Origin of the sequence: Streptomyces sp. DI166 (assembly GCF_900091315.1) — a bacterium.
GTDB classification, from domain to species: Bacteria; Actinomycetota; Actinomycetes; order Streptomycetales; family Streptomycetaceae; genus Streptomyces; species Streptomyces fuscus.
This window is the reverse complement of sequence record NZ_FLSP01000105.1, coordinates 1-16,148: the sequence shown is the minus strand read 5'-3', so window position 1 is coordinate 16,148 and position 16,148 is coordinate 1. Positions and strand designations below refer to the sequence as shown.

Genomic DNA, 16,148 nt, shown 5'->3' with positions numbered 1-16,148 from the left:
CGATGTCAGTGGCGATCCGTAGGCTCGCTCCTGATGTCCACTGCAACCGATACCCCCAGGCAACGTTCCGCCGTCCGGAGTCTGTTGCGGCTGTGGCCGTACGTCCGGCCCGTCCGCGCACGGCTGTTCACCGCCGCGTTCGTGGCGATACTCGCCTCCTGCACGGGGCTGGTGATCCCGCTCGTGCTGAAGTGGATGGTGGACGGGCCGGTCGCCGACCGGGACCGGTCCGGGGTGTGGCTCGGGGCGCTGTTCGTGCTGTTGCTGGGGCTCGGCGAGGCAGTGCTGTTCGGGCTCAGACGGTGGCTGGTGGCCCGGCCGCTGTCGCACGTCGAGGCGGAGATGCGGGCCGGGCTCTACGGGCATCTGCAGCGGCTGCCGATCGCCTTCCACGACCGGTGGGCGTCGGGGCAGTTGCTGTCGCGGGCCACCACGGATCTGATGCTGGTGCGTATGTTCCTGGCGTTCCCGCTGACGTTCCTGCTGGTCAACGGCGTGACCATTGTGGTCGGCGTGATCATCATGCTGATCCAGGACTGGACGCTGGGGCTGGTGATCCTCGGGCCCGCCGTGCCGGTGATCGTGATGTGCGTGCTCTTCGAGAAGCGGTACGCCGAGGTCTCGCGGCGGGCCCAGGACCAGGTCGGCGATCTGACCACGGTGGTCGAGGAGAGCGTCCTCGGCATCCGGATCATCAAGGGCTTCGGCCGCCACCGCAGCCAGGCGCGGGCCTTCCGGGAGCTGTCGTGGAAGCTGCGCGGGACCGAGCTGCGCAAGGCGCAGCTGCTGGCGGTCATCTGGGCGGTGATCGTGACACTGCCCGAGATCGCCGTCGGCGCTGCGCTGGTGGTGGGGTGTGTGCAGGTCGCGGACGGGCAGCTGTCGGCGGGCACGCTGGTGGCGTTCCTGTCCACGGCGCTGGCGCTGCGCTGGTCGGTGGAGTCGATCGGGTTCCTGCTGGCGATCAGCCAGGAGGCGGCGACCGCCACGGAGCGGTACTTCGAGGTGATGGACGAGGAGCGGGAGTCGGCGGACCGCGCGGCGCCGGACACCCCGGTGGAGGGGGCGGACGGGCTGCGGTTCCACGGCGTGACCTTCCGCTACCCCGACGCCCCGCCGGACTCCCCGCCCGTCCTCCACGGCATCGACCTGCATATCCGGCCCGGTGAGTCGCTGGCCCTGGTCGGCGCGACCGGGTCGGGGAAGACCACGCTCACCGCGCTGGTGCCCCGGCTGCACGAGGTGACCTCGGGGCGGATCACCCTCGACGGCGAGGACATCATGGCCATGTCCCGCGAGGAGCTGCGCGCGAAGGTGGCCGTCGCGTTCGAGGAGCCCACGCTGTTCTCGGCCTCCGTCGGCGAGAACGTCCTCATGGGCGCCGCGGACAGCGCTGGGCGGGCCGAGCTGGACCGCGCGCTCGCCGTCGCCCAGGCGGACTTCGCGCACGCCCTGCCGCAGGGCACCGACACCCAGGTCGGCGAGCAGGGGCTCAGCCTCTCCGGCGGGCAGCGGCAGCGGCTGGCGCTGGCCCGGGCCGTGGTGGGCAGGCCGCGGTTCCTGGTGCTGGACGATCCGCTGTCCGCGCTGGACGTGCACACCGAGGCGGCGGTGGAGGCCGCGCTGCGCGAGGTGCTGGCGGAGACCACGGCCCTGATCGTGGCGCACCGCCCGTCCACCGTGCTGCTCGCCGACCGCGTCGCGCTGCTGTCCGGCGGACGGATCGCGGCAATCGGCACCCACCACGAACTGCTGCGTACGAACGCCGAGTACGCCCATCTGATGTCGGGAGCGGACGAGGAGGTCCAGCGATGACGGCGCCCACGACCACGGCACCGGCCAAGGCGGCGCCGCGGCCCGAGGAGCACGGCGACCCCTTCGACCGGGACGTGCTGCCCACCCCGCCGGGCGCGACGGGGGCCCTGCTGCGGTCCCTGCTGACCCCGCTCAAGGCACGGGTGGCACTGACCGCGCTGCTGCTCCTGCTCCAGCAGGCGGCGGTGCAGGCGAGCCCGCTGCTGGTGGCGTACGCCATCGACGAGGCGGTGCCCGCGTTCGCGGCCGACGACCACGGCCCGCTGATCGCGGTGGCCGTGGGCTATCTGCTGTGCGCGTCCCTCGCCGGCGCCCTGCAGTACGCGTTCATCGTCGCCGCGGCGCGGGTGAACCAGGATGTGCTGCTGGATCTGCGCGGCCGGATCTTCCGGCACGCGCAGGCGCTGAGCATCGACTTCCACGAGCGCTACACGAGCGGCCGCCTGATCTCGCGGTCCACCACGGACGTGGAGTCGCTGCGGGAGCTGCTGGACGAGGGACTTCAGGAACTCGTCATGTTCATCCTGTCCACCGTCTACATCTGCGTCCTGCTGCTGTGGCTGGACCTCGGCCTCGGCGCGGTCGCGGTGGCCTCCTTCGGGCCGCTGTACCTGCTCATGCGCGCCTACCGGCGGCGGGCGGGACGGGTGTACCGGCTGCGGTCCACCGCGATCGCCGCGGTGATCGTGAAGTTCGTGGAGACGATGAACGGCATCCGGCCGGTGCGCGCGTTCCGCCGCGAGGCCGTCAACGACGCCGACTTCGCCGTCCTGAACAAGCGGCACGAGCGCACCAACGGGGACGCGCTGCTGGAGATGGCCCGCTATGTGGTGGGTTCGCGGACGGTGGCCAACACGGCGGTCGCGCTGATCGTGCTGTGGGGTGCCCACCGGGTCGCGGGCGACACCCTGGCGCTCGGTGTGCTGGCGGCGGCGGTGCTGTACCTGCGGCGGCTGTACGACCCGATCGACCGGCTCGCGATGTTCCTCAACTCCTACCAGTCGGCGGCGGCCTCGTTGGAGAAGATCGCGGGGCTGCTGGCGCAGACCCCGTCGGTGCCGGAACCGGCCAGTCCGAGGGAGCTGCCGGTCCTGCGGTCGGAGCACCCCGGCCGCGAGGTCGTCTTCGACGGGGTGCGGTTCGCCTACCGCACCGGCGGTGAGGTGCTGCCCACCTTCGACCTGACCCTGCCGACCGGGCAGACGGTCGCGGTGGTCGGCTCCACCGGCGCGGGCAAGTCGACGCTGGCGAAGCTGCTGGCCCGGTTCTACGACCCCACCGACGGCCGGGTGCTGCTGGACGGCGTGGACCTGCGCGAGCTGCCGATCGCCGAACTTCGGCGCGGCGTGGTGATGGTGACCCAGGAGGCGTTCCTCTTCTCCGGCACCGTCGCCGAGAACATCGCCATCGGGCGGCCGGACGCCACCCGCGAGGACATCGAGCGGGCCGCGAAGGCGATCGGGGCGCACGAGTTCATCAGCGCGCTGCCCGAGGGCTACGACACCGACGTCCGAAAGCGGGGCGGGCGCATCTCGGCGGGCCAGCGCCAACTCGTGGCGTTCGCACGGGCGTTGCTGGCGGACCCGGCGGTACTGATCCTCGACGAGGCGACCAGCTCACTGGACATCCCCGGCGAGCGGGCGGTCCAGCGGGCGATGGCGACGGTGCTCCAGGGCCGTACGGCGGTGGTGATCGCGCACCGGCTGTCGACGGTGGAGATCGCCGACCGGGTACTGGTCATGGAGCACGGACGGATCGTGGAGGACGGCACACCCGCCGAACTCATCACGGGCACGGGGCGGTTCGCGGACCTGCACCGGGCTTGGCGGGACAGCCTGGCGTGACCCGCCCCGTTCCTCGGGCTCCGGCCCGGGGAACCCCCGGCCGGACACCCCGCCGTCCCGCGGCACAAACACGCCGGATCGGGTCCGGGACAACTTGGCCGGAAGCGTCCGTATTCCGAACAGGAACTCCCGGACAACGAACGAAATCCGGCCAAGTTTCTGACGCGCTCCTGACAGAACCAATGATCCCCTGCGACTCTTCCCACGGCCACTTCACAGCAACCCCATAGCCAGACCGCTGTGACCGGCCGACGCTCCCGCACGTGTTCTGCGCACCACCCAGTTCTGCCCGACCGGCCCACCCGCCGGACGGTCTCCCCTGGCCGCGCGATCCGCGGCCGCGCAGAAGGAGTCAGTTTTGAGAAGCAGTTCCTCGGACCGACGCACCCCCCACAGATCCACCACCCGCCGGGCCGCCGCTGTCGCCCTGGTCGGTGTCTCCGCCCTGATCGCCGCCGCCGTCCAGTCGGGCGCCGCCTCCGCGGCCCCGGAGCAGACGCGGCCCGCGGCCGGCAAGGTCCTTCCCGGCGCCGAGTCGGTCAAGCTCACGCCCGCCCAGCGCGCCGAGCTGATCCGCACCCAGAGCGCGAACGCCGCCGACACCGCGCGCGAACTGGGCCTGGGCGCCAAGGAGAAGCTGGTCGTCCGCGATGTCGTCAAGGACGGCAACGGCACGCTGCACACCCGCTACGAGCGCACCTACGACGGACTGCCGGTCCTCGGTGGCGACCTCGTGGTCAAGAGCACCAAGTCCGACGCCACGGCGGCCGTGCTGAAGGCCACCAAGAAGGCGATCAAGCCGGCCACCACCACCGCGGCCGTGTCGAAGGCCAAGGCCGAGAGCCAGGCGCTGTCCGCCGCGAAGGCCGAGCACGCCAAGGGCGCGGACGTCGACCGGGCGCCCCGCAAGGTGATCTGGGCCGCGAGCGGCACCCCGAAGGTCGCCTACGAGACGGTCGTCGGCGGCTTCCAGCACGACGGCACCCCGCAGGAGCTGCACGTCGTCACCGACGCCACCACGGGCGAGAAGCTCTACGAGTGGGAGGCCATCGCGACCGGCACCGGCCACACGGTGTACTCGGGCACGGTGGACCTGACCACCACGCAGTCGGGTTCGACGTACAACCTCACCGACGGCGCGCGCGGCAACCACAAGACGTACAACCTCAACCGCGGCTCCTCCGGTACCGGCACGCTCTTCTCCGGTCCCGACGACGTGTGGGGCAACGGCAGCCCGTCCAACGCGGAGTCCGCCGGCGCGGACGCGCACTACGGCGCGGCGCTGACGTGGGACTACTACAAGAACGTGCACGGGCGCAGCGGCATCCGCGGTGACGGCGTCGGCGCCTACTCGCGGGTCCACTACGGCAACAACTACGTCAACGCGTTCTGGTCCGACAGCTGCTTCTGCATGACGTACGGCGACGGCTCGGGCAACTCCAACCCGCTGACGTCGATCGACGTGGCCGGGCACGAGATGACCCACGGGCTCACCTCCGTGACCGCGCGTCTGGTCTACAGCGGCGAGTCCGGCGGCCTGAACGAGGCGACCAGCGACATCTTCGGCTCGACCGTGGAGTTCTACGCCAACAACTCCTCCGACGTGGGTGACTACCTCATCGGCGAGGAGATCAACATCAACGGCGACGGCACCCCGCTGCGCTACATGGACAAGCCGAGCAAGGACGGCGCGTCCAAGGACAACTGGTACTCCGGTATCGGGTCGATCGACGTGCACTACTCGTCCGGACCCGCCAACCACTTCTTCTACCTGCTGAGCGAGGGCAGCGGCACCAAGACCATCAACGGTGTCACCTACAACTCGCCCACTGCGGACGGCCTTCCGGTCACCGGCATCGGCCGGGCCAAGGCGGAGAAGATCTGGTTCCGCGCGCTGACCACGAAGTTCTCGTCCAACACCAACTACGCGGGCGCCCGCACCGGCACCCTCGCGGCGACCGCCGAGCTGTACGGCGCCGACAGCGCCGAGTACGCGGCCGTGCAGCACGCCTGGGCGGGCGTCGCGGTGGGCTCGCGCCCCGGTGACGGCGGCGGTGGCGGCACCGTCTTCGAGAACAACACCGACGTGACCATCCCGGACCGCGGCTCCGCGGTCACCTCGTCGATCAGCGTCACCGGCCGGTCCGGCAACGCCCCGTCCAACCTCCAGGTCGGCGTGGACATCGTCCACACCTACATCGGTGACCTCAAGGTGGATCTGATCGCTCCCGACGGCTCCGTCTACACGCTCAAGGGCTACGGCACCGGCGGCAGTTCGGACAACATCAACACCACGTACACCGTCAACGCCTCGTCCGAGACGGCCAACGGCACCTGGAAGCTGAGGGTCCAGGACAACGCGTCGTGGGACACGGGCTACATCAACGGCTGGAAGCTGACGTTCCCGTAGAGCGTCCGGCTCCCCTGTGACCAGGGCGCCGTCCCGGTGGTTCAACTCCCCGGGGCGGCGCCCGCTTTACATCCCTGAAACGTTCATCGTTCAGTCGTTTTTCGGTCAACATCATCGGGGGGTCCTGACATGTACGCGTCCCAGGTGTCACTCTCTCCTCACCCGCCGCACAACTTCCCGCCCCACCCCCACATAAGGAGCTTGTGTGACCCCCCGCTACGCGCGTCACAAGCGCACCACCCTGGCCATCGCCACCTCGGTCGCGGCCGCGGCCCTCCTCACCACCGGTCTGACCAGCACCGGCGCCGCCGCCAAGTCGGACCCCGCCGCAGGTGCCTCCCCCATGCTCCTGTCCTCCTCCGCCCGCACCGCGCTGATCGAGCGGGCCGCCGCCGAGGCACCCGCCACCGCCGAGGAGATAGGCCTGGGCGCCAAGGAGGAACTGGTCGTCAAGGACGTGGTGAAGGACGCCGACGGCTCCACCCACACCCGCTACGAGCGCACCTACGCGGGCCTGCCCGTCCTCGGCGGCGACCTCGTCGTGCACGAGTCGCCGAAGGGCGAGACCGAGGGCGTCACCCGCGCCACCAAGGCCGCCCTCAAGGTCGCCGACCTCACCGCGGACATCACCAAGTCCGCCGCCGAGAAGCAGGCCGTGCGCGCCGCCAAGGCCGAGGGCTCCACCAAGTCCGCCGCCGACCGGGCGCCCCGCAAGGTGATCTGGGCCGCGACCGGCACCCCCAAGCTGGCCTACGAGACGGTCGTCGGCGGCTTCCAGCACGACGGCACCCCGCAGGAGCTGCACGTCGTCACCGACGCCACCACCGGCGAGAAGCTCTACGAGTGGGAGGCGATCCAGACCGGCACCGGCAACAGCCAGTACAGCGGCACCGTCACCGTCGGCACCGCCAAGTCCGGCTCGACGTACCAGCTCAACGACACCACGCGCGGCAACCACAAGACGTACAACAAGGCGCGCGCCACCTCCTCCTCTGCGGGCACCCTGTTCACCGACGCGGACGACACCTGGGGCACCGGCACCGCGTCCAGCTCCTCCACCTCCCAGACCGCCGCCGTGGACGCCCACTACGGCGCCCAGGTCACCTGGGACTTCTACAAGAACGTCCTCGGCCGCAACGGCATCAAGAACAACGGCGTCGCCGCCTACTCCCGGGTCCACTACGGCAACGCCTACGTCAACGCCTTCTGGTCCGACAGCTGCTTCTGCATGACCTACGGCGACGGCGCGGGCAATGTGAAGCCGCTGACCTCCCTGGACGTGGCCGGCCACGAGATGACCCACGGCGTCACCTCCAACACCGCCGGGCTCAACTACTCCGGCGAGTCGGGCGGCCTGAACGAGGCCACCTCGGACATCCTCGGCACGGCCGTGGAGTTCTACGCCGCCAACTCCAAGGACGCCGGCGACTACCTCATCGGTGAGAAGATCGACATCAACGGCGACGGCACCCCGCTGCGCTACATGGACAAGCCGAGCAAGGACGGCGCGTCCAAGGACTACTGGTCCTCGTCCCTGGGCAGCGTGGACGTGCACTACTCCTCCGGCCCCGCCAACCACTTCTTCTACCTGCTGAGCGAGGGCAGCGGCAGCAAGACCATCAACGGCGTCAGCTACAACTCGCCGACGTACAACGGCTCCACGGTCACCGGCATCGGCCGGGACAAGGCGGTCAAGATCTGGTACAAGGCGCTCACCTCGTACATGACCTCGACCACCAACTACAAGGGCGCCCGCACCGCCACGCTGAACGCGGCCTCGGCCCTGTACGGCTCCGGCAGCACCGAGTACAACGCGGTCGCCTCCGCCTGGAGCGCGGTCAACGTGAGCTGACCGGGGCGGCTGTCCCACGGGCGGCACCCCGGACCCCGGCGTTCCGGGTGCCGCCCTACTCTTGGGACCCATGTCCTTCAGCTACGAGCACGTCGGCGGCACCCGGGAGCACGACTTCTGCCCGCCCGGATTCCGCCCGCTGCATGTGCGCACCCGCATAGGCGAGGGCCACGACATCTTCCACCGGGCCGCCGAGGCCGTGCTCACCTGGGACCTGCACCGGGCGATGGGCGTGGGCATAGCCGCCTCCGCCGACCGGGCGGCACCCGGCGTGGACGTCACGGTGACCCTGGCCGGGGTCATCAAGGCGCCCTGCCGGGTGGTGTGGACGGTGGAGGAACCCCGCCGCGCGGGCTGGGCGTACGGCACGCTGGCCGGGCACCCGGAGTGCGGCGAGGAGTCCTTCGTGGTCGACCGCACCGGGGACGGCACCGTGTGGCTGACGGTGCACGCCTTCAGCCGGGCCGCCAAGTGGTACGCCCGCGCGGGCGGTCCGGCCACGCGCGGGCTCCAGCAGGCGTACGCCCGCCGGTGCGGGACAGTACTGCGGAGGCTGGCCGCGAGCCCCAAGAGCTGACGCCCGCGCCGCCCGTACCTCAGCGCAGGAGCACCCCCGCGCCCTCCACCACGTCCTCCGACGGCGCGGTCACCAGGCCCAGCTCGGCGCCGGAGGCCAGCAGCCGGTGCGCCGGAAGGATCCGTACCGTGTAGCCGTAGGGCCCGGTGCGGTCCAGGGAGAGCGGGCCCTCGTACACCCAGCGGCCGTCCAGATCGGGCCCGTTGACCGGCTTCAGCGGGACCGTCGCCGCGTCGGTGATGCGGTCCTCGGAGTCCACCCGGCCCGAGACCGCCTGCACCTCCACGTCGTCCGGCGCCAGTTCGCCGAGCCCGACCCGGACCCTCAGGCTCAGGGTGGTGCCCAGTTCCGCGGTGGTCGCGGCCACCGAGGTCTCCACATGGTCGACGCTCACCCCGTGCCAGGCGCCGCGCACCCGCGCCTTCCAGTCCGCCAGTTCCCGCGCCGCGTCGGCGTCCATGGCGCGATGGGCCTGCGCGGCCGGGGTGTACAGGCGCTCCACGTACTCCCGGACCATCCGCCCGGCCAGCACCTTCGGACCGAGCAGGGTGAGGGTCTGGCGGACCATCTCGATCCAGCGGCCCGGCAGACCGTGCTGGTCGCGCTCGTAGAACCGCGGAGTCACCCGCTGCTCCAGCAGGTCGTACAGGGCCGCCGCCTCGATCTCGTCGCGCCGGTCCGGGTCGGTGCCGGAGCCGTCCGCGGTGGGGATCGCCCAGCCGAAGTCCGGCTGGAACCACTCGTCCCACCAGCCGTCCAGCACCGAGAGGTTGAGACAGCCGTTCAGCGCCGCCTTCATCCCGGAGGTGCCGCACGCCTCCAGCGGACGCAGGGGGTTGTTCAGCCAGATGTCGCAGCCCGGGTACAGCTTCTGCGCCATCGCCATGCCGTAGTCGGGCAGGAACACGATGCGGTGCCTGACCCTCGGGTCGTCGGCGAACCGCACCAGGTCCTGGATGAGCCGCTTGCCACCGTCGTCCGCCGGGTGCGCCTTGCCCGCGACGACGATCTGCACCGGCCGCTCCGGGTGCAGCAGCAGATCCAGCAGCCGGTCGCGGTCGCGCAGCATCAGCGTGAGCCGCTTGTACGACGGCACCCGGCGGGCGAAGCCGATGGTCAGCACGTCCGGGTCGAGCACCCCGTCGATCCAGCCCAGCTCCGCGCTGCCCGCCCCGCGCTGCCGCCAGGACGCCCGCAGCCGCTCGCGCACCTCCATGACGAGCTGCTCGCGCAGCACCCGGCGCAGCTCCCAGATGTCCTGGTCGGGGATGTCCGCCACCGCGTCCCAGCGCTCCGAGCCGCCGACGGTGAAGGCGTCCTCGGTGCGCTGGGCGCCGATCTGCCGCGCCCCCAGCCGGAACACCTCCGGTGCCACCCAGGTCGGGGCGTGGACGCCGTTGGTGACCGAGGTGATGGGCACCTCGTCGGGGTCGAAGCCCGGCCAGAGCCCGGAGAACATCTCCCGGCTGACGTTGCCGTGCAGCAGTGAGACCCCGTTGGCCCGCTGGCCGAGCCTGAGGCCCATCACGGCCATGTTGAAGAGGTTCGGCTCGCCGCCCGGGTAGGTCTCCATGCCGAGCTGGAGGATCCGTTCGACGTCGATGCGCGGGAGTTCGGCGTCGGGGCCGAAGTGGCGGGCGACCAGCTCCCGGTCGAAGCGGTCGATTCCGGCGGGGACGGGGGTGTGGGTGGTGAAGACGGTGCCCGCCCGCACCGCCTCCAGCGCGGCGTCGAAGTCCAGCCCCTGGTCGGCGAGTTCGGCGATCCGCTCCAGGCCGAGGAAGCCCGCGTGCCCCTCGTTGGTGTGGAAGACCTCGGGCGCGGCGTGGCCGGTGAGCCGGCAGTACGTCCGCACCGCCCGCACACCTCCTATGCCGAGGAGCATCTCCTGCAGCAGCCGGTGCTCGCTGCCGCCGCCGTAGAGCCGGTCCGTCACCCCGCGCTCGCCGAGGTCGTTCTCCTCCACGTCGGAGTCGAGCAGCAGCAGCGGCACGCGGCCGACCTGGGCCAGCCAGATCCGGGCGTGCAGTGAGCGGCCGGCGGGCAGGGCGAGGGAGACCTGGGCGGGGGTGCCGTCGGGCTCCTTGAGCAGCGCCACCGGCAGCTCGTTGGGGTCGAGCACCGGGTAGTGCTCCTGCTGCCAGCCGTCCCTGGACAGGGACTGCCGGAAGTAGCCGTGCCGGTACAGCAGCCCCACGCCGATGAGCGGTACGCCGAGGTCGCTGGCGGCTTTCAGGTGGTCGCCGGCGAGGATGCCGAGGCCGCCGGAGTACTGGGGGAGGGCGGCGGTGATGCCGAACTCGGGTGAGAAGTAGGCGATGGCCGCCGGCAGGTCGGCGGACTGGGACTGGTACCAGCGGTCCCCGGAGACGTAGTCGGCCAGGTCGTCGGCGGCCGCGGTGAGCCGGCGCAGAAAGCGGCGGTCCTCGGCCAGCTCGGCAAGCCGGTCCGGCGACACACTGCCGAGCAGGCGTACGGGGTCACCGTCCGAGGAGGCCCAGCGCTCGGGATCGACGGACTGGAACAGGTCGCGGGTCTCCGCATGCCAGGACCAGCGCAGATTGCGCGCCAGATCACTGAGCGGCCGGAGGGGTTCGGGGAGAACGGGACGGACGGTGAATCGACGGATCGCCTTCACATTCCACCTCGGCAGGCGTGCGGAAGAGGACGCACGGCGGTGTGCGCCTTGTCATCATCTGCACGGTATCGGTGCGGGCGCTCGGTAACCACGGCGCCTTTTCTCGCGTCGGCGTCGCACTGGAGCGGGACTCGACCCGGACCACACGCGCACTCCGCCCGAAAAACGCCGCAACCCACCCGGGTCCGCCATGCGCGATATGGCCGATTCCGCCCCTGTGGGTGTCCTTGTGGCGACTTCACCGGCCACGAGAGGCTGCTGGTGGCGTTCCGGCCGTTGCCGGGTGCACCCGGCGGGGAAGGGGGCCGGACGTCGAGTCGAGGAGGGGACTCGGAGCATGGCACGGACGCGAGCAGGGCGTCTGCGCTGGGCAGGGGGGCTGACCGCGGTGACCTGTGCCGCGGCGCTTTCGGCCGTCGGCCCGCCCGCACACGCCGCACCGGAAGGGCACATACTCGGCGCCGGTCTGCCCGGCACCGTCGGCGGAAGCTACCTGGTGACACTCAAGGGGGGTACGGAGGCCCGCTCGGCGGCCGGTCGAGAGACGGTCGAGGAGTACGGGGCGGAAATCAGCCATACCTACGACACGGTCCTCAACGGGTACGCGGTGACCGCGAGCGAGAGACAGGCAAGGAGGCTCGCCGCCGACCCCCGGGTCTCCTCGGTCGTCCAGGACACCCGGGTGACGCTGGAACACACCCAGAAGAATCCCCCGTCCTGGGGACTCGACCGTGTCGATCAGCGGAACCGGCCACTGGACCGGCGCTACACCTCGCCGAAGTCCCGGGGCGCCGGGGTGACGGTGTACGTCATCGACACCGGTATCCGGATCTCGCACAAGGACTTCGGCGGCCGGGCGAGACACGGCTGGGACTTCGTGGGCAACGACAGCTCGGCCGGGGACGGCAACGGTCACGGAACCCATGTGGCGGGCACGGTCGCCGGGTCGAAGTACGGCGTCGCCAAACGGGCGAAGGTGGTGTCCGTACGCGTCCTCGACAACGCGGGCGCCGGGACGACCGCCCAGGCCATCGCCGGGATCGACTGGGTGACCCGGAACGCGCGGAAGCCGGCGGTCGCCAACCTCTCCCTGGGCGGCCCGTACAACGCGCAGCTCGACGCGGCCGTACGCAACTCCATCGCCTCCGGTGTCACGTACACCGTCGCCGCGGGCAACAACGGCCTGCCGGCCGGGCTGTACTCCCCGGCCGGGGTGGGCCAGGCCATCACGGTCGGCGCCACCGACCGCGACGACGCGCGGGCGGCGTTCTCGAACTACGGCTCGGTCCTCGACCTGTTCGCCCCGGGCGTCGCGATCACCTCCGCGTCGCACACGGGCGACCGCGCGAAGGCCACCTATTCGGGTACGTCGATGGCGGCGCCGCACGCGGCGGGCGCGGCGGCGCTCTACCTGGCCGACCACCGCACGGCCAAGCCCGCGCAGGTGGCCAAGGCCCTGCGGGCGAAGGCCGCGAACGGGAAGGTATACGGACGCGGACCCGGATCACCGAACAAACTGCTCCAAGTACCGGGTTCGTAGCGGCTTATTCGCGGCACGTCCAGGACCGATCGAAATTGACCTGGAAGGACCGGCCCCGCCCCCCGCGGACGGGGCCGGACTTGTGTGCCGACATACGCGTGAGTAGTTAACAAAGTGCCGGATTGCCCACCCGAATAGGGTGGGAAGGCTCCTCCGGTACACCCCACAGGAATGCCACAGCAGCACCCCGCAGGACCCACCTCCCCACAGCCATCCGCCCACCCACGTTGACGCGGACAGGAGCGGTCATGCCCGCCAAGCACCACTCGTCGGCACCCCCGACGCGCACCACCAAGAAGCCCCCCGCCAAGCGCAAGGCCGCCGCCGGACCCACCGCCGCGGGGGAACCCCCCGCGGACCGGGTCCCGGTGATCGGGCGCATACCCGTCCTCGACGTCCGGCCGCTCGTGCAGAACGGCCGCCGTCCCGCGAAGGCGGTCGTGGGCGAGACGTTCGAGGTCTCGGCGACCGTGTTCCGGGAGGGGCACGACGCCGTGGCCGCCAATGTCGTCCTGCGCGACCCCTCGGGCCGGGAGGGCCCGTGGACCCCGATGCGCGAACTGGCCCCCGGTACCGACCGCTGGGGCGCCGAGGTCACCCCCACCGCCACAGGGCTGTGGACGTACTCCGTGGAGGCGTGGGGCGATCCGGTGGCCACCTGGCGCCATCACGCCCGTATCAAGGTGCCGGCCGGGATGGACACCGACCTGGTGCTGGAGGAGGGCGCCCGGCTGTACGAACGCGCCGCCACCGAGGTCCCCGCGAAACTGCGGCGCGTCCTGCTCACCGCCGCCGCCCGGCTGCGCGACGACTCCCTCGCCCCGACCGCCCGGCTGGCGGCGGCGCTGACCGACGAGGTGGAGCGGGTGCTGGCGCGGTATCCGCTGCGGGAGTTGGTGACCGCCTCCGAACCGCTGCCACTGCTGGTGGAGCGGGAGCGGGCGCTGTTCGGGTCCTGGTACGAGTTCTTCCCGCGCTCCGAGGGCACCGCCGAGGAACCGCACGGTACCTTCCGCACCGCCGCGCGGCGTCTGCCGGCGATCGCCGGGATGGGTTTCGACGTGGTGTACCTGCCGCCGGTCCATCCCATCGGCACGACCTGGCGCAAGGGCCGCAACAACACCCTCGACCCCACCCCGGACGATGTGGGGGTGCCGTGGGCGATCGGCTCGCCGGAGGGCGGCCACGACGCGGTGCATCCCAAGCTGGGCACGCTGGAGGACTTCGTCTGGTTCGTCGGCCAGGCCCGCTCCCACGGGCTTGAGGTGGCCCTGGACTTCGCCCTGCAGTGCTCCCCGGACCATCCGTGGGTGAGCAAGCACCCGGAGTGGTTCCACCACCGCCCCGACGGCACCATCGCGTATGCGGAGAACCCGCCGAAGAAGTACCAGGACATCTACCCCATCGCCTTCGACGCCGACATGGACGGCCTGGTCACGGAAACGGTGCGGGTGCTGCGGCACTGGATGGGCTGCGGGGTGCGGATCTTCCGGGTGGACAACCCGCACACCAAGCCGGTGGTGTTCTGGGAGCGGGTGATCGGCGAGATCAACCGCACCGACCCGGACGTGATCTTCCTGGCGGAGGCATTCACCCGCCCTGCGATGATGCGCACCCTTGCCCAGATCGGCTTCCAGCAGTCGTACACGTACTTCACCTGGCGCAACACCAAGCAGGAGCTGACGGAGTACCTGAGCGAGCTGTCGGGCGAGGCGGCGGCCTACATGCGGCCGAACTTCTTCGCCAACACCCCCGACATCCTGCACGCCTTCCTCCAGCACGGCGGCCGTGCCGCCTTCGAACTGCGCGCCGTGCTCGCCGCGACCCTCTCCCCCACCTGGGGCATCTACAGCGGCTACGAACTGTGCGAGAACACCCCCCTGCGCGAGGGCAGCGAGGAATACCTCGACTCCGAGAAGTACCAACTCCGCCCCCGCGACTGGGACACCACCGACACCATCGCCCCCCTCATCACCAGGCTCAACAGCATTCGACGTGCGAATCCCGCCCTCCAGCAGTTGCGCAATCTGCGCTTCCACCACGCCGACAAGGACCAGGTGATCGTCTACTCGAAGCGGTCGGGATCGAACACGGTTGTGGTGGTCGTCAACCTCGACCCCCACCACACCCAGGAGGCGACGGTCTCGTTGGACATGCCGCAACTCGGCCTGGACTGGCACGAGTCGGTGCCGGTGCGCGACGAGCTCTCCGGCGAGACCTATCACTGGGGCAGAACCAACTATGTGCGTCTGGAGCCCGGCCGGGCACCCGCGCACGTCTTCTCGGTTCTGCGACCGTCCACCCCGCAGATCGGAGGGTCACCCACAAAATGATCGTCAACGAGCCCGTCCCGGACACCTTCGAGGACACCCCGGCCAAGGACCGGGACCCCGACTGGTTCAAGCGAGCCGTCTTCTACGAGGTGCTCGTCCGTTCCTTCCAGGACAGCAACGGTGACGGCGTCGGTGATCTCAAGGGCCTGACCGCCAAGCTGGACTATCTGCAGTGGCTCGGCGTCGACTGCCTGTGGCTGCCGCCCTTCTTCAAATCACCCCTGAGGGACGGCGGTTACGACGTCTCCGACTACACCGCCGTGCTCCCCGAGTTCGGCGATCTCGCCGACTTCGTGGAGTTCGTGGACGCCGCCCACCAGCGCGGCATGCGGGTGATCATCGACTTCGTCATGAACCACACCAGCGACCAGCACCCGTGGTTCCAGGAGTCGAGAAACGACCCCGAGGGTCCCTACGGGGACTACTACATGTGGGCCGACGACGACAAGCAGTACGCCGACGCGCGGATCATCTTCGTCGACACCGAGGCCTCCAACTGGACCTTCGACCCGGTCCGCAAGCAGTACTTCTTCCACCGGTTCTTCTCCCACCAGCCGGACCTCAACTACGAGAACCCGGCCGTGCAGGAGGAGATGATCTCCGCGCTGCGGTTCTGGCTGGACCTGGGCATCGACGGCTTCCGCCTCGACGCCGTGCCCTACCTCTACGCGCAGGAGGGCACCAACTGCGAAAACCTTCCGGCGACACACGAGTTCCTGAAGCGGGTGCGCAAGGAGATCGACGCGCACTATCCGGACACGGTGCTGCTGGCGGAGGCCAACCAGTGGCCCGAGGACGTCGTCGACTACTTCGGCGACTTCCGGAGCGGTGGCGACGAGTGCCACATGGCGTTCCACTTCCCGGTCATGCCGCGCATCTTCATGGCGGTCCGGCGGGAATCCCGCTACCCGGTCTCCGAGATCCTCGCCAAGACGCCCGCCATCCCCTCGGGCTGTCAGTGGGGCATCTTCCTGCGCAACCACGACGAGCTGACCCTGGAGATGGTCACCGACGAGGAACGCGACTACATGTGGGCCGAGTACGCGAAAGACCCGCGGATGCGCGCCAACATCGGCATCCGCCGCCGCCTCGCCCCCCTCCTCGACAACGACCGCAACCAGATCGAACTCTTCACCGCG

At 70.5% G+C, this 16,148-nt stretch carries 9 protein-coding genes; 8 read left to right on the top strand and 1 reads right to left on the bottom strand.

Annotated features, from left to right (window positions below; all coding sequences use genetic code 11):
- Positions 1-33 precede the first annotated feature (33 nt).
- From GA0115233_RS33885 to GA0115233_RS33865, 5 genes are all read left to right on the top strand, one after another.
- Positions 34-1,815, top strand: a complete 1,782-nt coding sequence (locus GA0115233_RS33885) for an ABC transporter ATP-binding protein (RefSeq protein ID WP_093724173.1) — start codon at positions 34-36, stop codon at positions 1,813-1,815.
- Entirely contained in the window at positions 1,812-3,659 is a 1,848-nt protein-coding gene (locus GA0115233_RS33880) for an ABC transporter ATP-binding protein (RefSeq protein ID WP_093724172.1), read from the top strand. The genes GA0115233_RS33885 and GA0115233_RS33880 overlap by 4 nt, the downstream gene beginning before the upstream one ends.
- A gap of 358 nt (positions 3,660-4,017) precedes the next feature.
- On the top strand, positions 4,018-6,069 hold the full coding sequence (locus tag GA0115233_RS33875; RefSeq protein ID WP_093724171.1) for a M4 family metallopeptidase: 2,052 nt from the start codon (positions 4,018-4,020) through the stop codon (positions 6,067-6,069).
- A gap of 205 nt (positions 6,070-6,274) precedes the next feature.
- Positions 6,275-7,921 (top strand): M4 family metallopeptidase, encoded by a 1,647-nt coding sequence (locus tag GA0115233_RS33870; protein WP_093724170.1) that lies wholly within the window; start codon positions 6,275-6,277, stop codon positions 7,919-7,921.
- Positions 7,922-7,991: 70 nt separating this feature from the next.
- Positions 7,992-8,498: a DUF1990 domain-containing protein gene (locus GA0115233_RS33865; protein WP_093724169.1), complete on the top strand. Its 507-nt coding sequence runs from the start codon at positions 7,992-7,994 to the stop codon at positions 8,496-8,498.
- A 19-nt stretch (positions 8,499-8,517) separates the two neighbouring features.
- Here GA0115233_RS33865 and glgP read toward each other — a convergent pair whose 3' ends face one another.
- Positions 8,518-11,136 (bottom strand): alpha-glucan family phosphorylase, encoded by a 2,619-nt coding sequence (gene glgP, locus GA0115233_RS33860; protein ID WP_093724168.1) that lies wholly within the window; start codon positions 11,134-11,136, stop codon positions 8,518-8,520.
- A 337-nt stretch (positions 11,137-11,473) separates the two neighbouring features.
- Here glgP and GA0115233_RS33855 point away from each other — a divergent pair, with 337 nt between their 5' ends.
- From GA0115233_RS33855 to treS, 3 genes are all read left to right on the top strand, one after another.
- Entirely contained in the window at positions 11,474-12,676 is a 1,203-nt protein-coding gene (locus GA0115233_RS33855) for a S8 family peptidase (protein ID WP_093724167.1), read from the top strand.
- A 248-nt stretch (positions 12,677-12,924) separates the two neighbouring features.
- Positions 12,925-15,009 carry an alpha-1,4-glucan--maltose-1-phosphate maltosyltransferase gene (locus GA0115233_RS33850; protein WP_093724166.1) on the top strand — a complete coding sequence of 695 codons (2,085 nt, stop codon included), beginning with the start codon at positions 12,925-12,927 and terminating at the stop codon, positions 15,007-15,009.
- Positions 15,006-16,148 (top strand): maltose alpha-D-glucosyltransferase (treS, locus tag GA0115233_RS33845; protein WP_093724165.1); only part of this gene is annotated, 1,143 nt, incomplete at its 3' end. The genes GA0115233_RS33850 and treS, both read left to right, overlap by 4 nt.

Coding starts and splice junctions, on each gene's coding strand:
- GA0115233_RS33850 (WP_093724166.1), top strand. CDS start 12,925: ATGCCCGCCAAGCACCACTCGTCGGCACCCCCGACGCGCACCACCAAG.
- GA0115233_RS33855 (WP_093724167.1), top strand. CDS start 11,474: ATGGCACGGACGCGAGCAGGGCGTCTGCGCTGGGCAGGGGGGCTGACC.
- GA0115233_RS33880 (WP_093724172.1), top strand. CDS start 1,812: ATGACGGCGCCCACGACCACGGCACCGGCCAAGGCGGCGCCGCGGCCC.
- GA0115233_RS33885 (WP_093724173.1), top strand. CDS start 34: ATGTCCACTGCAACCGATACCCCCAGGCAACGTTCCGCCGTCCGGAGT.
- GA0115233_RS33865 (WP_093724169.1), top strand. CDS start 7,992: ATGTCCTTCAGCTACGAGCACGTCGGCGGCACCCGGGAGCACGACTTC.